This is a genomic window from Bradyrhizobium ontarionense, assembly GCF_021088345.1.
In the GTDB taxonomy this organism is placed as follows: Bacteria; Pseudomonadota; Alphaproteobacteria; order Rhizobiales; family Xanthobacteraceae; genus Bradyrhizobium; species Bradyrhizobium ontarionense.
On the sequence record NZ_CP088156.1, the window covers coordinates 2,648,813 to 2,675,069 of the forward strand.

22 protein-coding genes are annotated in these 26,257 nt (G+C 65.5%); 9 read left to right on the forward strand and 13 right to left on the reverse strand.

Annotated features, from left to right (window positions below):
* Positions 1-50 precede the first annotated feature (50 nt).
* Complete coding sequence (locus LQG66_RS11985) at positions 51-1,439, forward strand: TAXI family TRAP transporter solute-binding subunit (RefSeq protein ID WP_231326423.1); 1,389 nt, start codon at positions 51-53, stop codon at positions 1,437-1,439.
* 191 nt (positions 1,440-1,630) lie between these two features.
* Here LQG66_RS11985 and LQG66_RS11990 read toward each other — a convergent pair whose 3' ends face one another.
* From LQG66_RS11990 to LQG66_RS12035, 10 genes are all read right to left on the reverse strand, one after another.
* On the reverse strand, positions 1,631-1,837 hold the full coding sequence (locus tag LQG66_RS11990) for a hypothetical protein (protein WP_231326424.1): 207 nt from the start codon (positions 1,835-1,837) through the stop codon (positions 1,631-1,633).
* Between the two features lie 310 nt (positions 1,838-2,147).
* A complete protein-coding gene (locus tag LQG66_RS11995) occupies positions 2,148-3,320 on the reverse strand; it encodes a fumarylacetoacetate hydrolase family protein (RefSeq protein WP_231326425.1) in 1,173 nt (390 codons plus the stop codon).
* Between the two features lie 200 nt (positions 3,321-3,520).
* Complete coding sequence (locus tag LQG66_RS12000) at positions 3,521-4,468, reverse strand: DMT family transporter (protein WP_231327760.1); 948 nt, start codon at positions 4,466-4,468, stop codon at positions 3,521-3,523.
* A 204-nt stretch (positions 4,469-4,672) separates the two neighbouring features.
* The gene (locus LQG66_RS12005) at positions 4,673-5,512 is read right to left on the reverse strand and encodes an aldo/keto reductase (protein ID WP_231326426.1); all 840 of its coding nucleotides are present in this window, start codon (positions 5,510-5,512) and stop codon (positions 4,673-4,675) included.
* Positions 5,513-5,757: 245 nt separating this feature from the next.
* Complete coding sequence (locus tag LQG66_RS12010) at positions 5,758-8,448, reverse strand: nitrate reductase (RefSeq protein ID WP_231326427.1); 2,691 nt, start codon at positions 8,446-8,448, stop codon at positions 5,758-5,760.
* Positions 8,449-8,466: 18 nt separating this feature from the next.
* Positions 8,467-9,681 (reverse strand): NAD(P)/FAD-dependent oxidoreductase, encoded by a 1,215-nt coding sequence (locus tag LQG66_RS12015; protein ID WP_256460616.1) that lies wholly within the window; start codon positions 9,679-9,681, stop codon positions 8,467-8,469.
* Between the two features lie 5 nt (positions 9,682-9,686).
* Positions 9,687-10,112 carry a globin family protein gene (locus LQG66_RS12020; RefSeq protein ID WP_231326428.1) on the reverse strand — a complete coding sequence of 142 codons (426 nt, stop codon included), beginning with the start codon at positions 10,110-10,112 and terminating at the stop codon, positions 9,687-9,689.
* An 85-nt stretch (positions 10,113-10,197) separates the two neighbouring features.
* On the reverse strand, positions 10,198-10,989 hold the full coding sequence (locus LQG66_RS12025; protein WP_231326429.1) for an ABC transporter ATP-binding protein: 792 nt from the start codon (positions 10,987-10,989) through the stop codon (positions 10,198-10,200).
* Between the two features lie 13 nt (positions 10,990-11,002).
* Positions 11,003-11,914: a nitrate ABC transporter permease gene (gene ntrB, locus LQG66_RS12030; protein ID WP_231326430.1), complete on the reverse strand. Its 912-nt coding sequence runs from the start codon at positions 11,912-11,914 to the stop codon at positions 11,003-11,005.
* Positions 11,915-11,978: 64 nt separating this feature from the next.
* A complete protein-coding gene (locus LQG66_RS12035) occupies positions 11,979-13,295 on the reverse strand; it encodes a CmpA/NrtA family ABC transporter substrate-binding protein (RefSeq protein WP_231326431.1) in 1,317 nt (438 codons plus the stop codon).
* Between the two features lie 683 nt (positions 13,296-13,978).
* On the opposite strand from LQG66_RS12035, the gene LQG66_RS12040 reads away from it, so the two are divergent.
* Positions 13,979-14,812, forward strand: coding sequence for a formate/nitrite transporter family protein (locus LQG66_RS12040; RefSeq protein WP_231326432.1), 834 nt, complete (start codon positions 13,979-13,981; stop codon positions 14,810-14,812).
* Between the two features lie 67 nt (positions 14,813-14,879).
* Positions 14,880-16,610 (forward strand): bifunctional protein-serine/threonine kinase/phosphatase, encoded by a 1,731-nt coding sequence (locus LQG66_RS12045; RefSeq protein ID WP_231326433.1) that lies wholly within the window; start codon positions 14,880-14,882, stop codon positions 16,608-16,610.
* 24 nt (positions 16,611-16,634) lie between these two features.
* Here the strand turns inward: LQG66_RS12045 and LQG66_RS12050 are convergent, their stop codons facing one another.
* Positions 16,635-17,549 carry an intradiol ring-cleavage dioxygenase gene (locus LQG66_RS12050; RefSeq protein ID WP_231326434.1) on the reverse strand — a complete coding sequence of 305 codons (915 nt, stop codon included), beginning with the start codon at positions 17,547-17,549 and terminating at the stop codon, positions 16,635-16,637.
* A gap of 158 nt (positions 17,550-17,707) precedes the next feature.
* On the opposite strand from LQG66_RS12050, the gene LQG66_RS12055 reads away from it, so the two are divergent.
* Positions 17,708-18,976 (forward strand): serine hydrolase domain-containing protein, encoded by a 1,269-nt coding sequence (locus LQG66_RS12055; protein ID WP_231326435.1) that lies wholly within the window; start codon positions 17,708-17,710, stop codon positions 18,974-18,976.
* A 249-nt stretch (positions 18,977-19,225) separates the two neighbouring features.
* On the forward strand, positions 19,226-20,740 hold the full coding sequence (locus tag LQG66_RS12060) for a sensor histidine kinase (protein WP_231326436.1): 1,515 nt from the start codon (positions 19,226-19,228) through the stop codon (positions 20,738-20,740).
* A 14-nt stretch (positions 20,741-20,754) separates the two neighbouring features.
* Here LQG66_RS12060 and LQG66_RS12065 read toward each other — a convergent pair whose 3' ends face one another.
* Both LQG66_RS12065 and LQG66_RS12070 read right to left on the reverse strand, forming a co-directional pair.
* Entirely contained in the window at positions 20,755-21,489 is a 735-nt protein-coding gene (locus LQG66_RS12065; RefSeq protein ID WP_231326437.1) for a cytochrome c biogenesis CcdA family protein, read from the reverse strand.
* Positions 21,490-21,803: 314 nt separating this feature from the next.
* A complete protein-coding gene (locus LQG66_RS12070; protein WP_231326438.1) occupies positions 21,804-22,049 on the reverse strand; it encodes a hypothetical protein in 246 nt (81 codons plus the stop codon).
* Between the two features lie 526 nt (positions 22,050-22,575).
* Here LQG66_RS12070 and LQG66_RS12075 point away from each other — a divergent pair.
* From LQG66_RS12075 to LQG66_RS12090, 4 genes are all read left to right on the forward strand, one after another.
* Positions 22,576-23,793: a LysR family transcriptional regulator gene (locus LQG66_RS12075; RefSeq protein ID WP_231326439.1), complete on the forward strand. Its 1,218-nt coding sequence runs from the start codon at positions 22,576-22,578 to the stop codon at positions 23,791-23,793.
* A gap of 7 nt (positions 23,794-23,800) precedes the next feature.
* On the forward strand, positions 23,801-24,196 hold the full coding sequence (locus LQG66_RS12080; RefSeq protein WP_231326440.1) for a helix-turn-helix domain-containing protein: 396 nt from the start codon (positions 23,801-23,803) through the stop codon (positions 24,194-24,196).
* 441 nt (positions 24,197-24,637) lie between these two features.
* Positions 24,638-25,456 carry an enoyl-CoA hydratase gene (locus LQG66_RS12085; protein WP_231326441.1) on the forward strand — a complete coding sequence of 273 codons (819 nt, stop codon included), beginning with the start codon at positions 24,638-24,640 and terminating at the stop codon, positions 25,454-25,456.
* 110 nt (positions 25,457-25,566) lie between these two features.
* Complete coding sequence (locus tag LQG66_RS12090; RefSeq protein ID WP_231326442.1) at positions 25,567-26,244, forward strand: TetR/AcrR family transcriptional regulator; 678 nt, start codon at positions 25,567-25,569, stop codon at positions 26,242-26,244.
* The last annotated feature ends 13 nt before the right edge of the window (positions 26,245-26,257 follow it).

Genomic DNA, 26,257 nt, shown 5'->3' on the forward strand with positions numbered 1-26,257 from the left:
CCGCTTTCGCAGCCTCGGCCGCGTCAGCCATCGAGGCTCAGATCTCACCGATGCCAGACCCGGTTGCCGTCAAAGACAGTCCCGCGCCGCGCCGGCGGCGCCGCTTTCCAAAGCTGCTCGCACTGGCGACCTTCCTGTCGTTCGTGACGGTGGCGCTCGCCATCGGCTATTGGCTCTGGCAACCGGCGACCTTGCGGATCGCGGTCGGGCCGGCCGGTGGCGACGACGACACGCTGGTCCGGGCCATGGCGGAGGCCTTCGACACCAAGGACGACGCGGTACGGCTGGTGCCGATCGCAACCGATGGACCGCTGCAGAGCACCACCCTGCTGGCGAACGGACAGACCGACCTCGCCGTCGCCCGCGGCGATCTGCAGCTGCCGCCGACGGCGCGCTCGATGGCCATCCTCCGGCGCAATCTGCTGGTGCTGTGGTCGGCTTCGTCCCGGGGATCGAAGCCGAAATCGGATTCGCGGGTGAAAAGCATCGCCGATCTGGCCGGCCGCCGCCTCGGCGTGATCGGGGCCAGCCAGGTCAACGTCGCCCTGCTCCGCGTCGTACTCGGCGAGTCCGGCGTCAATCCGGACAAGGTCGCGGTCGTCCAGTTCGGTGTCAATCAGGTGGCAGACATGACGGCGGATATGACGCTCGATGCCTTCGCGATGGTCGGCGCGCTCAATGACAAGACGATCGCCGACGCCATCACCGCCACCGCCCGCCGCCGCGGCGAGCCGCGCTTTCTCGCTGTCGACGTGTCCGAAGCGATCGCCGAGCGACATCCGCTCTATGAGTCTGACGAAATTCCGACCGGCGCCTTCGGTACCACTCCGCAGCGGCCGGACGACAAGGTGGAGACGGTCGGGGTCAATCAGCTGATCATCGCCGCAGCTTCGCTGCCGGAGGATACGGCCGGCACGTTCACGCGGCAGCTGTTCACGGTCAAGGCGCAGCTCGCGAAGACCGTTCCGAGCGCTGCCAAGATCCAGAAGCCCGACACCGACAAGGACGCGGCGCTGCCGGCCCATCCCGGCGCCGCCGCCTATATCGACAACAACGAGCGCAGCTTCCTCGACAAATACAGCGACTATCTCTGGGGCGCTGTGCTCGTGCTGTCGGGCCTCGGGTCAGCTGCAGCGTGGCTGCGCCACTACCTCAAGCGCGACGAGCGCATGGACAACACCGATCATCGCGACCGTCTGCTCTCGGCCATTGCCACCGCGCGGCAGGCGCAGACGCCGGCCGAGCTCGATCAGATGCAATGCGAGGCCGACGCCATCCTGCGTGAGACCTTGGCCTGCCACGACGACGGCGCGATCGAGGACGGCGATCTCACCGCCTTCAACCTGGTGCTGATCCAGTTTCACGAGGCGGTCGCCAGCCGGCGCGCCATGCTCGCGGCGGACGGACAACGCAGTCTTGCGCCGGTGCGGAACGGCTGAAGCAACCGCGCTGCCCTGTCGTCAGATCAATTTGCGCCGCGCCAGGCTGCGCATCAGCGCGCCGAGGCCAGAGGCGGTCGAGCCGGGGCGCTGAGATGACGTCCGGGCATGTGTGAGGTGCAAAACGCCTTCTGATCTGCTTCACGCTAGCAGCAACCGAATTGGCACCCGGCGATCCCCCGCTGCGTTGCTTACGCCGCGGGAGGATCCGGGACGTAGATGTTCAGCTCCAGCACGATGCGCAGATCTGCCAAGGCAGCGAGGAGATTCCAGTCAAATGCCTCGCCTGTGTGCTCATCACAGAACCAGCCGACATAGAAGCTAACGCGCCCACCGGTAGCTACCAGCCGCCGCAGCAGCGCGCGATGCGGCGCGAGCCACGCCAGCGCGGCGGTCATTTTCGTCGATAACGCCGTCCGAGAGGCCCGTCCGAACTCGATCGTACAATATGATCTGTCCTGCTTACCGCCAAGGCTGCGGCCGTTGGGCGTCCGTCGCTCCTCTCCCTTGCTCCAGATCACTTTCGGCTGTCGTCCGAGGGTTTGGCAGACGGCGGCGAGATCGCGGGATGGGTGTCGGATCTGAAGCGAGAGCTTGGTCGACTGGCGTCGCATATTGTCTGACTCACGACCGCTGCGGCGTATGGATTCCGGGCTCGCGCTGTCGCGCGCCCCCGGAATGACATCGAACTTGTGGAGGCCGCGTGGGTCAAATCAGCTTGCGCCGCGCAAGGCTGCGCATCAGCGCACTGAGGCCGAACGTCCACGGCTCGCATTCGTCGCTGTTGCGCATGCGGTTGACGAGACGGCCGAGCTGCGGCGCCGAGATGGTGACGATGTCGTCGCGCTTGTGCGTAAACCCCTGCCCCGGCGCGTCGCGGTCCTTCACCGGCGCGAACATGGTGCCGAGGAACAGCGCGAAGCCGTCGGGATATTGATGCACGGCGCCGATGGTCTGGGCGACGAGATCAGTCGGATCGCGGCTGATCTTGCTGATGGAGGAATGGCCGTCGAGCACGAAGCCGTCGCTGCCGGTCACCGTCAGCGCGACATCCATCTTCCTGACGTCGTCGAGCGTGAAGCTCTTGTCGAACAGCCGCAGCAAGGGGCCGATCGCGCAGGAGGCGTTGTTGTCCTTGGCCTTCGACAGCAGCAGCGCCGAGCGGCCTTCGAAGTCGCGCAGATTGACGTCGTTGCCAAGCATCGCGCCGACGATGCGCCCGCGGCTCGACACCGCCAGCACGACCTCCGGCTCTGGGTTGTTCCAGGTCGATTTCGGATGCAGCCCGGCATCCATGCCGGTGCCGACCGATGACAGCGTCGGCGCCTTGGTGAAGACCTCGGCATCGGGGCCGATGCCGACCTCGAGATACTGGCTCCAGGCATTCTGCTCGATCAGCACCTGCTTCAGGTGCATCGCCTGCTCGGAGCCCGGCTTGAGCTTGGAGAAATCGTCGCCGACGAGCCGCACCACTTCTTTCCGGATCGCATCGGCCGACGCCGGATTGCCGCGCGCCCGCTCCTCGATGACCCGCTCCAGCATCGAGATCGCGAAGGTGACGCCGGCGGCCTTCAACACCTGCAGATCGACCGGCGCCAGCATCCAGGGTTTTGCCGGATCGCGGCGATCGGGCGGCGTGTTGGTCAGGATCTCGGCGAGGTCGCCGATCCGCTCGCCGCCCATGCCGCGCAAGGCCGCGCCGGGATCGTCGTGTTCGCACAGCGCGCTGACGGTCGGGAAAGCGGAGGTGACGTCGAACACACCGTCGCCGCGCACCGCGACCACGGCCGGGCCGTCGACATCGGGCCGCCAGGCCCGGCCGACCAGCGTTCCGCTGGTGCCGTCGTCGGGCAGGACGGTTTCGGGCGTCAAGGTGATCATGGCGGCGCGCTCCCTGTTGTTCTTGTTGCTCAGGGCACCCCTAGCATCGGTGCGTGCCGGCTCCAAGCCACACAGAGTCATTCCGGGGCGAGGCCGCAGGCCTCGAACCCGGAATCCCGAGGTGAGATGCCGGGCAAGCCAAGCTCGAGATTCCGGGTCCGCGTCCTTCGGGCGCGTCCCGGAATGACGGCCGTGTGGATTCAGGGATTCGGCGAGCTCTCGCCGGCGACCTGCAGCAGTTGCGAGCGGCGGACGCGCTCGCGATGGGCAGTGTAGAGGCCGCTGGAGACGATGAAGGCGGCGCCGACGATGGTCCAGACGTCCGGTACCTCGCCGAACACCAGGAAGCCGAGGATGCTGACCCACAGCAGCTGGGTGTAGGAGAACGGCGCCAGCACCGAGGCGTCGGCGTAGCGGAACGCCAGCACCACGATCCACTGCCCCGCGGTGGAGGCTATGCCGATCAGGAGCCCGAACAGGATGTCATGCCAGGTCGGCGTGACCCAGACCAACGGCACCATCGCGGTCAGCAGGCAGACGCCGGCGATCGAGGAATAGGTCATGATGGTGATGGCGTGCTCGCGCCCGCTCATCATGCGCGTCATGATCAGGGTGCAGGCCCAGGCGAACGCAGAGACGATCGGGAACAGCGCGGCGACATGGAACGCACCGGTGCCGGGCCGGAGGATGACGAGAACGCCGCACAGGCCGACCGCGGTCGCGATCCAGCGCCGCAGGCCCACCTTCTCGCTGAGGAAGATGATCGACAGCGCGGTGACGAACAGCGGTGCAACGAATCCCGTGGCGGAGGCTTCCGCGATCGGCAGGTAGCGCAGGCCGGAGATGAAGAAGATCGACGAGCCGAGCAACGCGACACCGCGCATCAGCTGGAACTTGATCCGGGTCGTGCGCAGCGCAAACAACGGCGAGCCCGGGATCATCGCCGGCACCATGATGGCTGCGAACACCACGAAGCGGATCCAGGTGATCTCGATCGAGGGCAGCGTCTTCGACAGATATTTCGCGGTCACGTCCGAGGTGCCGAGGAACACGGTCGACAGCAGGATCAGCGCGATGCCGCGGAACGGCCGATCGGCCCGCGCGGGCGCGCGCTTATGCGCCGCTGGCGGCTTCGCTTGCAGGGGCATCGGCGCGTCGTCGAGCCGCGCGGCAGCGGCCGCACTCGGTGGCGGGGTCACGGTCGAACTCGGATAATTCGGGAGCGGAACGAATCGGTGAGCGGCGACAAAACGCCAAATGCGCGGCTCCGACAACCCGCCGAAAGCGGGCAGCCGATATGCGCTGACCACGCGCCCCGGTAGCAATGCTCCGTAATTATCCGTGATGCTGCGCTACAGCATGGGCAGCCCGCGCGGCTTCGGCCCACGCGGAAAGGCGCGGTCGATCGCTGCGATCTCGGCCGCGGTCAGCTCGACGTCGCCGGCCGCGGCGTTCTCTTCGGCATGCTCCGGCCGCGACGCCTTGGGGATCGCAAGCAGCGACGAGGCGCGCGTCAGGAAGGCGAGTGCGATCTGTCGCGGCGTTGCGCCGTGCCGCTCTGCGATCCGCTGCAGCACCTCCCCGCCCGGGCTGCCGGCTTCCGGAAAGTCGTCATGGCCGAACGGCGAATAGGCCACGACCGCGACGCCATGCTGCCCGCACCACGGGATGACCACGTGCTCGATGGCGCGCTCCTGCAGATGATAGAGCACCTGGTTGCAGGCGATCTTGCCCTCGCCTGCGACCGCGAGCAGCTCGTCGAGATCATCGACGTCGAAATTGCTGACGCCCCAGGATGCGATCTTGCCGGCGGCCTTCAGCTCCTCGAACGCTGCCACCGTCGCCGCGAGCGGATAGGAGCCCGGCCAGTGCAGCAGATAGCAGTCGAGCCGGTCGGTCTTCAGCCGCTGCAGCGAGCGCTCGCAGGCGGTGATGGTGCCCCTGCGCGAGGCGTTGCTCGGCAGCACTTTTGAGACCAGGAACACCTCGTCGCGGCGGCCGGCGATGGCCTCGGCGATGACGAGCTCGGCGTCGCCATACATCTCGGCGGTGTCGATGTGACTCATGCCGAGATCGAGACCGCGGCGCAAGGTCGTGATGGCGCGGCTGCGGTCGGCGTGGTCGAGATACCAGGTGCCCTGCCCGATCACGGAGACGCCGGCGCCGCCGGTTCCGAATGTCTTGTGCTTCATGGGTTGGAGCATAGAGGATGGCGCGCGCGGCGTCGATTGGCCCGGCCGCTCAACTCTCGCGATGCGGGGCCTCTCCTTCACGCCCGTCATTCCGGGGCGACGCTCGCGACAAAATCGCGTAGCGATTTTGCGCGGAAGCGTCGAACCCGGAATCCCGAGCTTGGTTTGCGACGGTTCATGTCCACCATGTCGAGATTCCGGGTTCGAGGCCTTAAGGCCTCGCCCCGGAATGACGGTGTTCTCGGCTAGCTCGCCGCCGCAATCGGTGGGGTGTCCGCCGCCGTCTGCGCGATCAGACGCTTCATCTCCGGGATGCATGAGCCGCAATTGGTGCCGGCCTTGAGCGCTAAGCCGATCGCGGCGGGCGTGCGCGCGCCGGCGGCGATCGCATCGCAGATGGTGTCGCGGCCGACGCCGAAGCAGGCGCAGACGATGGGACCGCCGCCGACGCCATCCGGCGCGCGGCCCGACAGCAGCACGCGGCGCTGATCATCGTCGAGACGATCGGCCGCGAACATCGTCTTCACGACGTTCCAGTCGCCGGCATCATGTCCCGGGCCGACGAACAGGCAGGTTTCGATACGGTCACCGGCGAACGAGGCGGCGCGATAGACGCCGCCGCCGACATCCATGTAGTCGGCGACGTCGTCGGTCGCGCGCGCCCTCAGCCAGGCCGGCCAGCGCGACAGGTCGCCATTGTCGGCGAACAGATAGCCGAATCCGCCCTGCACCGTCGCCCGCACCCACCACAGATGCGACGGCAGCGTGAGCTCGGTCCGCGACAGGATGAAGCCGCGGAACACATACTCATAAGGACTGATCGCGGCCGGCGTCGCCTTGGCCTCGGGCTGCCCGGAAAACGGATCGGTGTAGGAGGCGACCAATGCGCCGACGCGGCCATGCGAGGAGTTGGTCGCGTTCCAGTGGATCGGCGCGAACAGCATGCCGCGCTGCTGCCGCTCACTCACGACGACCTTGAGGATGCACTGGCCGTGATCGGTCGTCACCCTGGCGAAGCCGTCATGCATCAGGCCGTAGCGCAAGGCATCATCCAGATGGACCTCGACGAACGGCTCCGGCAGATGGGCTGACAGCCGCGGGCTGAGGCCGGTGCGCGTCATCGTGTGCCACTGGTCGCGGATGCGTCCCGTGTTGAGCCGCAGCGGGCGCGCCGCATTGGTCTCGCTGCGCAGCGCCGGCACCTCGGGCGCGACGAAGCGCGCCTTGCGGTCGTTGGTGAAGAAGGCGCCGTCGGCGAAGAAGCGCGGCTCGGGCGGCTTGCCTGCACGCGCCGGCCACTGCACCGGCGCCATCGCGTCGTATTCGTCATCGGTGAGCGTCGCCAGCGCGCCGATGTCGAAATCGCGGCTGCCGTCGTTCTCGAACGCCGACAGCGCGGCGTGCTCGCGGAACACGTCGGCCGCGGAATTGTAGGTGAAGGCGCTGCCGAAGCCGAGCCGCTTGGCGACCTCGCTCACGATCCACCAGTCCGGCCTGGCCTCGCCGGCCGGCGCGAGGAAGGCGCGCTGGCGCGAGATGCGCCGCTCGGAATTGGTCACGGTGCCCGACTTCTCGCCCCAGGCCTGCGCTGGCAGCAGCACGTGCACGCCGGCATCGACGGTGTCGTTGGAGCGGACGTTCTCGGAGACGACGAGCAGCTCGAGCTTCTTCAAGGCGGCGCGGACGAGATCGGCGTCCGGCAGCGACACCGCCGGATTGGTGCCGATCACCCACAGCGCCTTGATCTCGCCGCGCGCGATGGCCTCGAACATCGCGACCACCTTCAGCCCCTCATGGGTGGCGATGTCGGGCGCCTTCCAGAAGCGGCGGACGCGGTCGACGTCAGGCGGCGTGAAGCCCATATGGGCGGCGAGCTGGTTGGCGAGCCCGCCCACCTCGCGGCCGCCCATCGCATTGGGCTGGCCGGTCAGCGAGAACGGTCCCATCCCAGGCTTGCCGATGCGTGCTGACGCGAGATGGCAGTTGAGGATCGCATTGACCTTGTCGGTGCCCTGCGCCGACTGGTTGACGCCCTGCGAATACAGGGTGACGACCTTGGGCGTGTCGCGGAACAACTTGAAGAAAGCGGTGACGTCGGCCTCGGACAGACCGGTCGCGAGCGCGGTCGCGCCCGCGCTGCCGGCAAGGCTGCGCGCCCGCGCCAGCGTCTCGTCGAAGCCACTGGTGTGGCTGTTGATATAGTCGCGGTCGAGCGCGCCATGATCGGCGAGATGAACCAGCAGGCCGGAGAACAGCGCCGCATCGGTGCCGGGCTTGAGCCCAAGAAACAGGTCCGCTTCGCTCGATGTGTCGGTGCGGCGTGGGTCGATCACCACGAACTTCGCGCCGCGCGCCTGCTTGTTGGCCAGCATGCGCTGGTACAGCACCGGGTGGCACCAGGCGGCATTGCTGCCGACGAAGACCAGCAGGTCGGCGTGGTCGAGATCCTCATAGGTGCCGGGCACGGTGTCGGCGCCGAAGGCGCGGCGGTGCCCGGCGACCGACGAGGCCATGCACAGCCGCGAATTGGTGTCGACATTGGCCGAGCCGAGAAAGCCCTTCATCAGCTTGTTGGCGACGTAATAGTCCTCGGTCAGCATCTGGCCGGAGAGATAGAACGCGACCGCGTCCTCGCCGTCGCGGGCGACGATGTGCTTCAAACGGGTCGCGACGTGATCGAGCGCATCGCTCCACGCCACCCGCTGCATGCCGCCCTTGCAGCGGATCATCGGATAAAGCAGCCGGCTCTCGAGCCCGAGCGTCTCGCCGAGCGCCGAGCCCTTCGAGCAGAGCCGGCCGAGATTGGCCGGATGCGAAGGGTCACCGGAGATCGCAGCGCCGCCGCCGCCATCGGGCGTGGCGAGCACGCCGCAACCGACGCCACAGTAGGGACAGGCCGTGCGCACCGTGCGCAGCTTGGGATCGACTGTCGTCATCGTCGTGCGCGGCCCCTCTCACGCTGCCTGCGGCCGCGCCCCCGCGCGGCCAAACATCATCGCGGTCCGGATCGATGCGATCGGTTCGCGGTTGCGGATCATGTCGCGATACCACAGCGCATCCTGAGTCTCGCCGATCAGCACGGCGCCAGTGAGGCGGCCATCGGCGATGACGAGCTTCTTGTAGGTGCCGCGCCTGGCGTCGTTCAGCACCATCGCCTCGCTGCCCTCGGCGCCCATGAAGTCGCCGGCCGAGAACACGGACACGCCTGACACCTTCAGGTTGGTCGACACCACGCTGCCCTGATAGGCCGCCTTGCGGCCGGCCAGATGCCGCGCCAGCACCCGCGCCTGCTCATAGGCGGGCTCGACGAGACCATAACAGGTGCCACGATGCTCGGCGCATTCGCCGAGCGCAAAGATGCCGGGCGCACTGGTCTGCATGACGTCGTCGACCACGATGCCGCGATTGACGGCGAGCCCCGCCTCTTTCGCGAGTGCAACATTCGGCCGGATGCCGGCAGCGAAGATCACGGCGTCGGTGGCGAGGCGCCGCCCATCGGCGAGCTCGACTTCTTCGACGCGACCGTCGCCATGGATGGCCGCGGTGCTGGCATTGAGCAGAACCTCGATCCCTTTGCGCGCCACCAGCGATTTGAGCAACGCGGCCGCCGGCGCGTCGAGCTGCCTCTCCATCAGCCGGTCCATCAAATGCAGCAGCGTCACCCTGGCGCCGGCACGCGCCAGGCCATAGGCCGCTTCCAGCCCGAGCAGGCCGCCGCCGACGACCACCACGCGCCCCTTCTTCGCCGCGAGCGCCAACAGCACGTCGGTATCGCGGCTGTCACGGAACGTATGAACGCCCGGTAGATCGGCGCCGGGCACGGGAAGCCGCAGCGGCAGTGAGCCGGTGGCCAGAACCAGGCGCGAGAACGCCACGTTCTCATCGTTCTCGATCTGGAGCTCGCGGCGGCCGACATCGATGGCGGTCACGCGCGCACCGTATTTCAGTGTCACGCCGCGCTCCCGCCACCAAGTGGCTGGCTTGAGCTCGATCTCGTGGGACGCGGCCTCGCCGGCCAGCACCGACGACAACAGCACGCGATTGTAGGCCAGCCGCGGCTCCTCGCCGATGACGGCGATCGCGTAGCGGCCGAGCGCGGTCTGCGACAGCTCTTCGGCCAGCTTTGCCGCGGCCATGCCATTGCCGACGATGACGAGTGGTTCACTCAACGGGCCTACTCCGCCGCCTGCGCCTTGCCATAGGCTTCCGCGATCATGTAGCCGGACAGCGTGCCGTAGGCGGCGGTCCAGGCCGCCGCGACGTCATCCGTCCAGGCGTCGCCGAGCCCCTTCTCCAGCGTCCACAGCAGCGCGGAGCCCACCACCGGATAATGCTCCGGCTTGGCGCCATAGCCGACATGGCGCTTGGCGAGCGCGCTCGCCGCCGGCAGCACCGTCTGCAAATTCGACAGACCGCCGACGACCACCGCAAGTGTGCCCATCAGCTTCTTGCGCTGCTCGGTCATATCGGCGGGAAACATCGCCTTCACCTGAGGCGCGACCTCGAACAGGCGATCGTAGAAAATGACCGCGGCCTGCTCCGAGATCGGCGCGACCTTGGCGAAGCTGTCCTGAACGAGCTCGATCTGAGACGGCGTCATGGGAAATCCTGCGATGATGGAAACGAGAACCCGTTAGTCGCCTGGGGCGGAGGACGGTTCGATTCGACCTCCGCCGCCGAAATCGTCATGCCGCTTCGACGAAGCGGTGCCGCTCGTAGAGGAACTCCAGCACGCGCTGGCGGCACTTGACGTAGGTAGCATTCGTCGCGAGGTCGAGCCGCTTGCGCGGCCGCGGCAGCGCGACATCGAGCACCTCGCCGATGCGCGCGCTCGGCCCGTTGGTCATCATCACGATGCGGTCCGACAGCAGCACGGCCTCGTCGACGTCGTGCGTGATCATAAGGATCGTGTTGCCGAGCTTCTGGTGCAGCGCCATCACGGAGTCCTGCAGATGCGCGCGGGTCAGCGCGTCGAGCGCGCCGAACGGCTCGTCGAGCAGCAGCACCTTCGGCTCCATCGCGAGCGCACGCGCGATGCCGACGCGCTGCTTCATGCCGCCCGAGATCTCGTTGGGCCGCTTGTCCTTGGCATGCGTCATCTGCACCAGGTTGAGATTGTGCAGGGTCCAGGCGTCGCGCTCGGCCCGGGTCTTGGTCTTGCTGAACACCTTGTCGACGCCGAGCCGCACATTCTCGTAGACCGTGAGCCAGGGCAGCAGGCTGTGGTTCTGGAACACGACGGCGCGGTCCGGCCCGGGCGAGTTCACCTCGCGCTCCTCCAGCAGCACGCCGCCGGTGGTCGCCGTGGTGAGACCCGCCACGATGTTGAGCATCGTCGACTTGCCGCAGCCGGAGTGGCCGATGATCGAGACGTACTCGCCCTTCGCGATCGAGAGATTGATGTCCTTCAGCACTTCGGTCGTCGTGGTGCCGCGGGTGAAGGTCTTGTCGACGTGATCGAGCTTCAGATAGGCCATGATCCGTTACCTCTCAGTTCGTCGCGGTGCCGCGGGTGACGATCTTGCCGACGACCGCAATCAGACGATCGAGCACGAAGCCGATGATGCCGACATAGAACAGCGCCAGGATGATCTCGCTGATATGCGAGGAATTCCACGCGTCCCAGATGAAGAAGCCGATGCCGACGCCGCCGATCAGCATCTCGGCCGCGACGATGGCGAGCCACGACAGGCCGATGCCGATGCGCAGGCCGGTGAAGATGTAGGGCGCCGCCGCCGGGATCATGATCTTGGCGAAGAACTCCAGCGGATTGAGCTGCACCACCGCCGCGACGTTGCGATAATCCTGCGGGATGTTGCGGATGCCGACCGCGGTGTTGATGATGATCGGCCAGACCGAGGTGATGAAGATGACGAAGATCGCCGACGGCTGGCCGTCGCGAAAGGCGGCGAGCGACAGCGGCAGCCAGGCGAGTGGCGGAATCGTGCGCAGCACCTGGAAGATCGGATCGAGGCCACGCATCGCCCACACCGACTGCCCGATCAGGGTGCCGACGCCGACGCCGATGACCACGGCAATCGCGTAGCCGAAGGCGACGCGGCGGAGGCTCGCTTCGAGATGCCAGAACAGGCCCTTGTCGACGCCGCCATGATCGAAGAACGGATGGAAGATCAGCTCGCGGGTCTCGGTGAACACGCGCGACGGCGGCGGCAGCGCCGAGCCGGCCCGGCGGCAGACCAGCTCCCAGATCAGCAGGAACAGCGCCATGACGATGAGGGGCGGAACGACGCGGACGGCCGCCTCTCGCGCCATCTTCACATATCTTTCGGCGCGCGGCTGCTGCTTCGGCGTCATCGTCACGACGGACGCCGAGGTGGGCGCCGCCACCTTGGGAGCGCTATCCTTGGGAGCGCTATCATTGGTCAACGCGGGCATGGACATCGGAAGCCTTTCTCCGTGCAATGAGAGGGCGCCGCGCGCTGACGCACGCGGCGACTGATCCTGATCAGACGTCGACCCGCTTGATCGACAGCGACTTCAGATACGCAGCCGGGTCCTGCGGATCGAACACCTTGCCGTCGAAGAACGTCTCCTTGCCGCGGGAGGTCGATGTCGGGATCTCGGTGGCGGCGACGTTCATCTCCTTGGCGGCCTCGCGCCAGATGTCCTCGCGGTTGACCTTGGCGATCAGCGATTTGGCGTCGAAGCCGGCTTCATATTTGCCCCAGCGGATATCCTCGGTGATGAACCAGAGGTCGTGGCTCTGGAACGGATAGGAGGCGAAGTCGCGCCAGTACTTCATGATGTGCGGGGAGTCCTCGACCACCTTGCCGGTGCCGTAGTCGAACTTGCCGGCCGTGCGCCCGGCGACGTCCTCGACCGGGCAGTTCATCCACTGCCGCTTGGCCATGATGGTCGCGAGCTCCTGCTTGTTCTCGGCCTTGTCGCACCATTGCTGGGCTTCCATGACCGCCATCGTCAGCGCCTTCGCGGCCTTGGGAAATTTGTCGACATACGCGGCGCGCATCGCGAACGACTTCTCGGGATGCTTGTTCCAGATCTCGCCGGTGGTGACCGCGGTGTAGCCGATGCCCTGGTTCACGAGCTGCGCATTCCATGGCTCGCCGACGCAGAAGCAGTCCATGGTGCCGACCTTCATGTTGGCCACCATCTGCGGCGGCGGCACCACGATGGTCTCGATGTCCTTGTCCGGATCGATGCCGCCGGCCGCGAGCCAATAGCGGATCCAGAGGTCATGGGTACCGCCGGGGAAGGTCATCGCGGCCTTCACCGACTTGCCGGAGGCCTTCTTCTTCTCGAGCGCCGCCTTGAACGGCGCCGTGTCCAGGCCGAGCTTGAGATCGGCATATTCCTTGCCGACGGAGATGCACTGCGCATCGAGGTTCAGGCGCGCCAGGATATACATCGGCGTCGGCTGGTTGTTCTGTGTCACCTTGCCCGACGAGATGAGGTAGGGCATCGGGGTGAGGATGTGCGCGCCGTCGATGCCGTTGCCCTCGGAGCCGAGCACGAGGTTGTCGCGGGTCGTGCCCCACGAGGCCTGCTTCTGCACGTCGACATCGGGCATGCCGTATTTGGCGAACAGCCCCTTGTCCTTGGCGACGAACAGCGGACCGGCATCGCTGAGCGCGATGAAGCCGAGCTTGGCACTGGTGACTTCCGGCCCCGCCCCCTGGGCGAAAGCTCCGCCCGGCAAGTTCAGCTTCGCGGCTGCAAGCAGCGCAGCCGTGCCTGCACCGGCCTTGAGAAGCTGACGACGGCTGAGGCCGTTGCGGCGAGCGGGATTGGCAGTCTTCGTCATGAGTGCTGTCGTCCTTTGTCTGAAAAGCGCTCGATGGGGTGAAAGGCCCGTCCGTCAGGCGCCGCACGAGCGCGCACAAAGGCGCGTTCCGAGGTAAGCCTCGGAGGGGGCAGCGTCAGATGTCGGATGGGGTTTGCGCAGACGGCATCGATGGCGTCGGAGTCAACTATTCAAGCTTCATGCCAAGGATCCGGCGATCCAGAAGGCTTGAATAATCAATAGTCTAGCTAAATTGGCCCCGACCTCTGGATGCTCGCAACCGCTCGTAAAATTTGCGATTCGCCCACTTTGTGTGCGGCGCACACAAAGTGGGCACGCCGCGATTGTTCGCTGAGCATCAGATCAACAATAGGTCGGGGTCACGCTGCGGCAGCAGCCACGCTGCGGTGTAGTCCGCTGTAAACGTTGGCTTTTGTTGTTGCCACCAAATTTGGCACACGCTTTGCTTGAAATTTTGCAAGTCAACGATGACTGCGGTTCGCCGGACTGTCGAGGCCGATGGCGCCTGATCTCCGGGTCGGATTCTCGCACGCCACCGAGGTCCCCTCGGCGCGGTCGTCGTGACACCCTTCCCGCATTCGACACCCGAACCGCCTGCACGCTGCGATGTCCCTGGAGAGGCGGAGCCCCCCTCCCAAGGGAGCACGCAATCGTCTCCCGAGAGCAAGCAAAAGGATGTTTGAATGTCGTATCTCGCGCCTTCAGAATTCGTCACCAAGATGGTGGACGCAGGCGAGTCCAAGATCTTCATGTCGACGCGCGACACTGTCATCCGCGCCTACATGGCGGGCGCGATCCTCGCGCTCGCGGCCTGGTTCGCCGTCACCATCAATGTGAACACCGGCCAGCCGATCGTCGGCGCCCTGTTGTTTCCGGTCGGCTTCTGCATGCTTTATTTGCTAGGCTTCGATCTTCTGACGGGCGTGTTCGTGCTCTCGCCCCTGGCCCTGATCGACAAACGGCCGGGCGTGACGATCGGAGGCGTGCTGCGCAACTGGGGACTTGTCTTCATCGGCAACTTCGCCGGGGCGCTGACGGTTGCCTTCATGATGGCGTTCGTGACCACGTTCGGCTTCACGCAAGAGCCGGACAAGGTCGGCGCCGTCATCGGCAATATCGGTGAAGGCAGGACGCTCGGCTACGCGGCGCATGGCGCGGCCGGCATGGCGACGCTGTTCATCCGCGGCATGCTGTGCAACTGGATGGTCTCCACCGGAGTGGTCGGTGCGATGATCTCGACGACGGTCCCGGGCAAAGTGCTGGCGATGTGGATGCCGATCCTGGTCTTCTTCTACATGGTCTTCGAGCATTCGGTGGTGAACATGTTCCTGTTCCCGTCGGGGCTGATGCTCCATGCGAAGTTCTCGATCATGGACTACTTGGTCTGGAACGAGATCCCGACCGTGCTCGGCAATCTTGTCGGCGGCCTCTCGTTTACCGGCCTGACGCTCTATGCCACCCATATCAGGACGCAGCCGAAGCGGGATGCCAAGATCGCAGCCCGCGCCGCCGCCTGATTCCGTTTCCCTCGGAGAGCCCGGCCCCCGATAGGCTCGGGCTCCCTCCACTTCGCCCATAGCCCAAATGCCATTGCGGATCACAATCGGAGCGCATTCCGACAAAGGGCAGAAGCCGGGCAACCAGGACTTCCACGGCGCCCTGATTCCCGACGAGCCGGCGCTCAGCCTGAAGGGTATCGCAATCGCAATCGCAGACGGGATCAGCAGCAGCGAGGTCAGCCACATTGCGAGCGAGTCGGCGGTCAAGAGCTTCCTGACCGACTATTACTGCACGCCGGATGCCTGGTCGGTGAAGACCTCGGCGCAACGCGTGATCGCCGCGGCCAACTCCTGGCTGCACGCTCAAACCAGGGCCAGCCAATACGCCTATGACCGCGACAAGGGCTATGTCTGCACGCTCAGCGCGATCGTGATCAAGGCGGCCACGGCGCACCTCTTCCATATCGGCGATTGCCGCGTCTATCGTCCCGCCGGCAATTCGCTGGAGCAGCTCACCGACGATCACCGCATCACGATCTCATCGCAGCAGAGCTATCTCGGGCGCGCGCTCGGCGTCAATCCTCAGGTCGAGATCGACTATCAGGCTATCCGGATCGAGCGCGACGACATCTTCGTGCTCGCAACCGATGGCGTTCATGAGCATGTCGGCAAGCGTTTCATCGCGGACGTGTTGAAAGAGAGATCACACGACCTCGACCAGGCGGCCCGTATCATCGTCGCAGAGGCGCTGGCGCAGGGCAGCCCGGACAATCTCACGATCCAGATCGTACGGATCGACGAGCTCGGCGTGGCCGACCCGGCCGAGATCCCGGTCCAGGCCGAGCAGTTGCCGCCCGCGCCGTTGCTGGACGCGCGGATGATCTTCGAGGGCTACAGGATCGTGCGCGAGATCCATGCGAGCAGCCGCAGCCATATCTATCTGGCCGTCGACGTGGAGACGCAGCTCGCCGTCGCCATCAAGGTGCCCTCGATCGACCTGCGTGGCGACCCGGCCTATCTGAAGCGGTTCCTGATGGAGGAGTGGATCGCGCGGCGAATCGACAACCCCCACGTGCTGAAGGCCTGCGCATCGACGCGCCGCCGCGATCATCTCTACGTCGTCACGGAATTCATCGAAGGCCAGACCTTGGCGCAATGGATGATCGACAACCCGAAACCGGACCTTGCGACCGTCCGCGACATCGTCGAGCAGATCGCGAGGGGACTGCAGGCGTTTCATCGGAGGGAAATGCTGCACCAGGATCTGCGGCCGCAGAACATCATGATCGACCGCACCCGAACGGTGAAGATCATCGATTTCGGCTCGGTGCGCGTCAGCGGCGTGATCGAAGCCGAGCCGGCGGCCGACCACGACAGCATCCTCGGGACCCAGCAGTATACGGCGCCCGAGTATTTTCTCGGCGAGGGCGGCTCCGAATGGTCCGATCAGTTCTCGCTGGGAGTCATCGCTTACCAGATGCTGACGGGGCGATTGCCCTACGGCGCGCAGATGGCGCGGGCAAGAACCCGGGCGCAGTTTCGCAAGGTCCGCTATGTGCCCGCTTCCGGCGATGACCGTGCGATCCCGCTCTGGATCGACGGCGCCCTCCGGCGCGCCGTTCACCCGCTCGCCTCCAAGCGCTACGAGAGCCTGTCGGAATTAGTCTTCGACCTTCGGCACCCCAATCCAGGCTACGTCAGCAGCAGCCCGACGCCACTGATCGAACGCAATCCGCTGCTGTTCTGGAAGGCAACGACCGCCCTGCTTGCCGGCGCGGTGCTCATCCTGCTCGCGGCCCGCCACGGCGGCTGGTAGGCGGGCCGGCCGGATGCCACGGGATCAGACAGGTTCAGGGACGATCGTGCCGAGCGGCCTCGGCGCCACGCCCGCCCCGGGCTTCATGCGGAAATCATAGGTCATCAGATACCACGGCCCGGAGGCCAGCTTGCCGTCCGGCATCACCGGATCGCTGCGTTGTTCCACCTGCGCGATGAGATCATCCTTGACCCCAAACACGACATCGCTGTCGAGATAGTCATCGCCGGCGATGAAGACATGGGTGACCAGGGGCTCGTGGCCTTCGGCTGCGACCAGGAAGTGCACGTGGGCCGGCCGCATCGGATGACGCTTGGTCTGCAGGATCATCTGACCGACGGGCCCATCGGTCGGGATCGGATAGCTGCAGGGCAGAATGGTGCGGAAGAAGAAGCGACCGTCGGAATTGGTGATGAACCGCGCCCGCGACGACGGCCCCTCGGATTCGTAGGACGGCCGCTGTGAATCGTAGAAGCCCTCGTCATCGGCGTGCCAGACGTCGACGGTCGCGCCAGCCAGCGGCACGCCCGCGAGATCGGTGACCCGCGCCTGGACGAACATCTTCTCACCCTTGAGACTGGCCGAAATGTCCGTGCCATGCGGCGTCACCCTGTGCTCGCCGACATAGAACGGGCCGAGCACGGTGGTCTCTGTCGCCCCTGCCCGATCCCGGTGATTGACGGCGTCGACCAGCATCGAGACACCGAGCACGTCGGACAGGAGAATGAATTCCTGCCGGCTTGCGGTGCAGGTCTGACCGGTCCGGGTCAGAAAGTCGATCGCGGCCCCCCATTCCTCGAAGGTGAGGTTGGTCTTGCGGACGTAATCGTGCAGCGACTTCACCAGCTCCTGCAGCAGGAACCTGGCGCGCGCATCGGGGGTCTGGTCGAAGCTTCCGATGACGGCGTCCGTGAGCTCGGCTTCGTTGAATTGCGTCATGGCGGTCCTCCCTCGGCGGAAATCTACACGAGCGCCGGTGGCTGGGTAAGTGTCGCGATTGGAACCAAAAGCGAAATTCGGCTATGACCCGGAACGTCACGAACAATAGCGCGCGAACCAGACCGCAACTGACCCGCGCCCCCCAAGGAGACGCCCCGATGCTCGCCCCCGCCTCTGCTGAATCTGCCGGCATGTCGAAAGCCGCGCTCGACCGTATCGATGCCCATCTGCGACAGCGCTATGTCGAGGCCGGACGGTTTCCCGGCACGCAGCTGACGATCTACCGCCGCGGCAAGATCGTGCATGCGAGCTCACTCGGCTATGCAGATGTCGAACGCAAGGTGCCGGTCAGCGACGACACGATCTACCGCATCTATTCGATGACCAAGCCGATCACCACCGTGGCCTTCATGATGCTGGTCGAGGAAGGCAAGGTCACCCTCGACGAGCCGGTCGCGAAATACATTCCGGAGTGGAAGAACCTCGGCGTGTTCGTCGCCGGCACGGCACCCGCTTTCATGACCCGGCCGCCGACGCGGCCGATGCTGATCGTCGACCTGCTGCGTCATACCTCCGGCCTCACCTACGGCTTCCAGCAACGATCCAATGTCGACGCCGCCTATCGCGACGCCAACATCGGCGCGGTCGAGAAGGCAGGCACGCTGTCGTCGATGATCGATGATCTCTCGCGGATTCCGCTGGAATTCTCGCCGGGCGAGGCCTGGAACTACTCCGTCTCCACCGACGTGATCGGGTACCTCATCGGCAAGATCGCAGACCAGCCGTTCGAGCAATTCCTCAAGGAACGCATTCTCGATCCGCTCGGCATGGAGGACACCGATTTCCATGTTCCGGCCGCCAAGGCGCACCGGCTGGCGGCCTGCTATTCGGTCGACGCAGGTGGCGGCGTGTCATTCCACGCCGCCGATCGCAGGGACGGCCTCACCCTGCAGGACGATCCGGCGACCAGCTCATTCCTGAGCCCGCCGGCGTTCATCTCCGGAGGCGGCGGACTGTGCTCGACATCCGCGGATTATCTGACGTTCTGCCGCGCCTTGATCAACGGCGGCGCGCTCGGCGGCGTCCGCCTGCTCGGGCCGAAGACGCTGAAGCTGATGACCAGCAATCACCTGCCCGGCGGCGTCGATCTCCCAACGCTGTCGCGCTCGATGTTCTCGGAAGCCGCCTATAACGGCATCGGCTTCGGCCTCGGCTTCGCGGTGACCATGGATCCGGCGAAGACGCTGATCCCCGGCAGCGCCGGGGAGTATGCCTGGGGCGGCGCGGCCTCGACCGCGTTCTGGATCGATCCGGCGGAGGAGCTGATCACGGTCTTCATGACCCAGGTGCTGCCGTCGAGCGCCTACCCGGTCCGGCGCGAGCTGCGGACCATGGTCTATGCGGCGATCACCGAGAGCAACGTGTAGCGGCGGGCTGTTGCTGCCAAGCCGAGCATGGAACCGGCCGCGCGCACAGGACTTCTTGGTGCCGACCGGCCGGCTTCTCTTATTCTAACGACCATGTGATCGGCTGGGGCGGCAGAGGCGTTGTGGAGGTGGGCGCTCCGGATTGATATCCTCTCGCCGCAGACCCTCCCCACGGCGCCAGCCAAACCTTCGTCCTGCCGCAGGCGGGCGTGGCCGGGCGACGAAGACCACCACCTCAACGGGGCATCAGTGCCGAAACTCTCCCTGCCGGTCCGGCTCGCTCTCCTGGTCGCAGGGACCACGTTGCCGCTCATCCTGTTCGCGGGCGGGATCGTCTTCCACAACTACATCCAGGACCGCAGCGACGCGCGGCAGCGGGTGCTCGACACCGTGCGCGGCATTCGCCTCACGCTCGATGCCGAAATGCAGCGCATGACCGGCGGCGTCCAGGTCCTGGCGCTGACCGACGCGTTGACCACCGGCGACTTCGAGCGCTTCCGCCCCATTGCGATGGGGTTCCTCGACCAATACGGCAAGAACGGTACGATCCTGGTCGCCGACCGCCAGGGACGCCAGCTGTTCTCGTCGTCCACGACCGATACGGCCCACCTTCCGCCGCGCAACAACCGCGAGATCACCGAGCGGGTTTTCGCGACGCGGCAGCCGCAATATTCCGACCTCTTCTATGGGGTGGTGAAGAAGGACCTCATCATCACCGTCGAGATACCGGTCTTTCGCGACGGCGAGGTCATCTACGACATCGTCTTCAGCCCTCCCATCGAGATGTTCCAGACCATCCTCGAAAAACAGCGGCCGAGCGCTGACTGGACGCTGTCCCTGCTGGACCGCAAGGCCACCGTGTTCGCACGCGTGCCCAATCCTGCCGGGACGATCGGCAAGCAGGCCTCGCCCTCGGTCTACGATCGCATGATCCGGGAGCACGAGGCGCCGCTGTCGAGCCTGTCGCTCGAAGGCGTGGCGCTGCTGTCGAGCTTCACCCATTCCAGTCTGACCGGTTGGATCATCGGCGCCGGCATCGCCGAGACCTCGCTGGTCGCGCCGCTGTGGCGCAACCTCGCCATCACCAGTCTGATCGGCGGCATCATGCTGGCGATCGGCCTCGCCTTTGCGGTGCGGATGGCCACGACGATCGCCCGCGCCGAGACGCTGCACGATCTTCTCATCGAGGAGCTCAACCACCGCGTCAAGAACACGCTGGCGATCCTGCAGGCCATCGCGGTGCAGACCTTCCGCAGCGCCAGCCGCCAAGAACGCGAAAAGTTCGAAGGCCGGCTCGGGGCGCTCGCCGAAGCGCATAATCTTCTCAGCAAGGAGAAATGGCAGGGCTCCGAGCTCGAAGACGTGATCGGGCGCGTGCTCAAGCCGTACCGGCTGAACAATCCCGAGCGCATCAGGATCTCCGGCCCGAAGGTGGCGCTGTCGCCGCGGCTCGCCGTCGTGCTGTCGATGATCGTGCACGAGATCGCGACCAACGCGGCGAAGTACGGCGCGCTGTCCAACGACACCGGCGCCGTCGACCTGTCCTGGGAGTTGAGCGAGGCGGATGCTGCGAAGAAGCAGCCGGCGCAGCTCAGGCTGCTGTGGCAGGAGACCGGCGGCCCGGTCGTATCAGCACCGATCCAGCGCGGCTTCGGCTCGCGCCTGATCGAGCGCAGCGCGCGCGATCAGCTTGGCGGCGAGGCCACGGTCGATTTCCTGCCGCCGGGCGTGGTCTACACCATCACCTGCAAGCTCGAGGATTGAGGCGCCTCGGCGGCTCAGCCGAAGCTCTGCAGCGCCGGGAAGGTTTCGAGCAGCCAGATGCTGAAGGTCGAGACTGCGCCGGTGAGGAAGCCGATGCCGGTTGCGATCATCAGAACGCCCATGGCGCGCTCGACGTTCACGAGGTGGCCACGCAGCCGCATGAACAGCGCCGAGAACTGCTCGATCATGAAGGCGGCGATCAGGAACGGAATGCCGAGGCCGGCAGAGTAGACCGCGAGCAGCCCGGCGCCCTTGGCGACGGTTGCCTCCGCGGCGGCGATCGACAGGATCGCGGCCAGGATCGGGCCGATACAGGGGGTCCAGCCGAATGCGAAGGCGAGCCCCATGATATAGGCGCCCCACAGGCCGACCGGCTTCGGGATCGGCAACCGTCCCTCGCGCATCAAGAACGTGATACGGGTCAGCCCGAGGAAGTGCAGGCCCATGACGATGATCACGATGCCGGCGAGGATCGACAATTGCTCGGACCAGACGCGGATCCAGCCGCCGATCAACGAGGCGCTTGCGCCAAGCATGACGAACACGGTCGAGAAGCCGAGCACGAACAGCCCGGCCGAGATCATCACGGCGCGCCGCGAGACCGCCGGCGGTTCCTCGCTTTCGATGTGCTCGATCGTGGCGCCGGTCAGATAGACCAGATAGGGCGGAACCAGCGGCAGGACGCACGGCGATAGGAAACTGACCAGGCCCGCAATGAAAGCCGCCGGAATCGATACGTTCTGGATCATGCGAGTCCCGCGATACGCCCCTAGGACGGCGTCACGACGCCGGGGTACGACGCTTCATGCCGCCGATATGGGGAATACGCAACAGCAGCGCTGTCGTTGCAGGCCGCAGAGGGGTATCTGGCGCGCTTCCGGTGAAGCCCAGTGGGAATGCCACGTTGAGGATCACACCCTGTTGATCTTACTCGAAGGCGCAGTCCGGGCGTGATCGCTTCATTGTCCGGTAGCATCCGGCTTGGTCTCTGCCGAACCTCACGGCCCGATCACGACAGATCACGTATGCGCTATTCGCACACGCGTGCGAGGATCGAACCGTGCTACTTGACCAGCCGCAACAGCGGTTGCCGGCGCTGTCCCGGCTGCACCTTGGGATCACGGAGCTTGTCGGGATTGTCAGCCTGCACCATCTCGTCGCAAAGCGCCTTGAGATCTTCTTCGCTGAGACGGTTCAGCTTCATGCGGAGGTCGAGAATGGCAACCGAGACCAAGTGCGCCGATTCGCGATTACCCGCCGCGGCAAGCGCCGCGCGGCACTGCTCCAGGGTCGCGAGTACTGCAAGCATCTGTTCGTCTGAATTAGCCACAGGCATCGTTCCGTTCTAGCGTTCGACGAAATGGAGCCGAGCAAGTCCCGACCCGCGATTGGCTTCCAAATGCGTCATGACGTTCCTCTCCGTGCGTTCCCCATGCGAAACCGACGTGCCTTTCCCTCACCGCAGTGATTGGCTCGACAATGGTCGGGCCGCCGACGTTCCAGCACAGCGCCGTGCACAGGCCGATGGCCCAAGGCCGGCATTTGAAGAGTCAACGCCACAAACCTTTCATCAAGATAGCATGACGTACGACCATCTTCGAATACCATTTCATTGCGGTCGAGGCAAAAACCGTCGATGCTCCCATGGACTCGGGCGTAGCGAGTCCTGATGATGCGCGTAGTGTCTCCCCGCGGTTGTGCGGATGGTAAGACTATGCTGCAGGGGCTAGAAGACGGCAGACTCATCGAACGTCAATGTCTCAATCAATTCCATGGCGGTCATCCGCCATGTCCGTAGTTTATCGGTTTCACTCTAGCAGGCGGAGAAAGCTTGTATGCGCGTTGCGGCGGAACGGGGCGTTCCTCAGAAGGAACGCCAGGAGACAGCCGAGACCCCTGCGACGCTGGCTCCGGCTGGACAGGGAGAGGCATTCGCTACGACCCAGGCAGGCATCCCTCCGAATGGCGATGCCAGCGATGGCGCGCCGGCAAGCAAACCCGCCGGGCGAGGGGCTCAAGGCCGGGCCGCACATGGCAAGACTGCCGCCAGCAAATCAGCGCTGGCGAGTCTCACCGACTGGGACGCGGCGCGGATCTTCCTCGAGGTCGTGCGTGCCGGCAGCTTCCGCTCCGCTGCAGAGCGGCTCACGCTGTCGATCAATGCGGTACGACGGCGGATCGACGATTTCGAGCGGCAGATCGGCGCGACATTGTTCACCCGCGACGTTCACGGCGCGCGCCTCACCGACGAAGGTGCGCTCGTCGTCTCGGCCGTCGAGCGGATGGAAACGGCCTCATTCGAACTGCTGCGCGCGGGTGATGGTCTCACCAGCGCCGCGTCGGGCGAGGTCCGCGTCGCCGTCACCGAAGGACTAGGCACCTTCTGGCTGGCGCCGCGGCTCGTCGAGTTTCAGCAGAGCTTCCCGAACGTGATGGTCGACCTCTACTGCGCGATGCGCTCGGCGGACGTGTCGCGCCACGAGGCCGACGTCGCGATCCACCTGTCCCGACCGGCGGCGCTCGACGTCAAGCTGGTGAGGCTCGGCCGCATGCACCTGATGTGCTTTGCGAGCGAGAAATATCTGGAAACGTATGGGATTCCGAAGACGATTGACGACCTCGTAAAACATCGCTTGGTTCTGCAGGTTGCGGATGAGGCGGCAGCCAACGCCGCCTTCGCCACCATCTTTCCCGGCTTTGAGCAGCGGGACCTGATCGCGATGACGACCAACGTCTCCAGTGCCAATTACTGGGCCGTCGCCCATGGCGCCGGTATCGGCGTATTCCCAACCTACGCGAGTGCATTGGGCGGGAAGATCATACCCCTTGAGGTTGATCTGAAGTGGTCATACGATATCTGGCTGTCTTACCATGCTACCACCGGCCGCATCCCTAGGGTGCGCCACATGATCGACTGGTTGGTGGAGGCCTTTAACCCTGGCAAATACCCGTGGTTTAAAGACGAATTCATCCATCCACAGCAACTTAAAACAGTATATATGGGTGAACCCCTGACCCATCTGTTCGGGGGATTTCCGACGGAAGGACGGTAAGACTAGAATGAACAAATCAGCGGCTAAGAAGATGAAGCAGCGCAGCGCCGGCAAGCCCGACATTGAGCTCGGCAAACGCATTCGGTTGCGGCGGGTTGAGCAGAAGATCTCGCAGGCAGAGCTTGGCGACAAGCTCGGCGTGAGCTTCCAGCAGGTCCAGAAGTACGAGAAGGGCGTCAATCGCGTCGGCGCTGCACGTCTGCAGCAGATCGCAACCGCGCTCGATGTGCCCGTCACGTTTTTCTACGACGGCGACAGCAAGGCCCGCGAGGTCGAAAGCCTTCTGTTCCTCGACAGCGCCTTCAGCCTCCGGTTGCTGCGCGCCTACAGCAAGATCAAGGACCAGACCGTGCAACGTCAGCTGGTGTCCCTGATGGAATCGATCGCAGCGAACGAAGAATAGGAAAGGCCGTCTGATCGTTTCAGACGAGCCCGTGATGGACGTGGGCCATCTTCGCTCGAGGGCGCAACTTGGGGGCGCCAGGCGACCAGCCAGCTCGGGCGAGTTCACTGCTTCGGCGTGCAGGATCGATTGCTCGATTCGGCCGGCTGCCCCGGCCTTTCCCGTTCGCCCAGTGACAGCTGCGCGGCAAAGCATCTTGCTACCCCTGCCGTCATAGGAAGTGGCGGCATGCCGGCGTTGCTGCCGCGCGTGGCTCGATCGCCCGGACGTCGTTTGCCTCCGGCCGCGGATTTCCGCTCCCTCCCTGCCTGCGACGCTGCGATCGGCGGACCGGGTACGGCATCCTCCTTGACGCAAGTCGTAGCAGCCGATCATGCGTTGACGGCGCAGCGGTCGCGGTGAACCATACACGCCGCCCTGCCCTCCCGCCGACGGACTGCCATGCCCCCCATCTCTGATCCGACCACCGCCTTCGCCGAGGGCAAGATCCTCATGACCATCGATGGGCGTGTCGGTATCGTCACCTTCAACAACCCCGACAAGCGCAATGCGATGTCGCTGGAGATGTGGGAGGGGCTCGGCCAGGCGCTGACCGTCCTGCGCGACGACGCCGGGATCCGGGTTGTCGTGCTGACCGGCGCGGGCGACAAGGCCTTCGTGTCGGGCGCCGACATCAGCCAGTTCGAGCAGAGCCGTCACAACGCCGCGGCCTCGGAGGAATACGCCGAGAAGAGCGCCGCCCAGCGGGCGCTGCTCGCGACCTATCCCAAGCCGACGATCGCCTGCATCCGCGGCTTCTGCCTCGGTGGCGGCCTGCAGATCGCGATGCTCGCCGACATGCGCTTCGCAGCCCAGGACAGCCAGTTCGGCATCCCCGCGGCGAAGCTCGGCATCGCCTATGGCCATGACGGCCTGCGCAACCTGGTGTCGCTGGTCGGACCGTCGCAGGCGCGGCTGCTGCTCTACACGGGATCGCGGATCGACGCCCCCGAGGCGCAGCGCATCGGCCTGATCGACCGGATGATGACCACCGAGGAATTGCTGCCAGCGACGCTCGACACCGCCCGCACGATTGCCGGCAATGCCCCGCTGGCAGTCCAGGCCGCGAAGATCACGATCGCCGAGGTCCTGAAGGACGAAAGCCGGCGCGACATGGCGGCGATCAAGCGGATCGGGGACGCCTGCATGGACTCGGAGGATTTCCGCGAGGGCCGCCGCGCCTTCATGGAGAAGCGCAAGCCGGCGTTCAAGGGACGCTGAGTCGGTCGCCACCTCCGACAGCCGCGGCGAAAACGAGCGCATCATTTTGCGGCGCGCATGCCCGCAATATCGTCTTGCCGCCGTGCGGACGCCGATGTCAGACTTATGACATGAGTGCAGTTCAACGACAGGTGACCAATCTTCGCGACGAATATGCCGCCATGACACGGCAGCGCATCGTCGCGGCGTTCGTCGAGACCCTGGAGGACGAGACCGCCGACGATACGTCGATGGCCGCCGTGGCGAGGCGCGCGGGCATCGCCGAGCGGACCATCTATCGTCATTTCAAGAGCCGCGCCGAGCTGATGGACGCCGCCGGCGAATGGATCGAAGACAATGTCTTCGGCTACATCCCCTTCAGCGCGCCGGACGAGCTGCCCGCGATTTTTCGCGAGCTGTGCCGGCGCTACGACCGCCACCCGCGGCTCGCCCGCGCGCTGGCGCTGACCCGCGCCGGGCGGTCCCTGCGCGCGCAATTCCGCCGTCGCCTGATCCAGCAGCATCGCAAGGCCATGGCGCCGCTCGTCCGCAATCTGCCGCCGAAGCAGGCGCGGCAGGCCGAAGCGCTTGCCGCCTATCTCAACAATACGTTGGCCTGGAATACGCTGCGCGAGGATTTCGGCCTGTCGAGCAGCGACATTGCCGATGCGATCGAATGGGCGACGACGACGCTTCTCAAAGACGTGCGCCGGCGCGATGCGGCGGCCGCCCGGCAGGCCGCCCCCGCCGGTGCGTCAGCGCGCAAGCGCAGGACCGCCACGTCGAAGGCCGCCAAGCCACAGGCCTGATCAAGCAGGACAA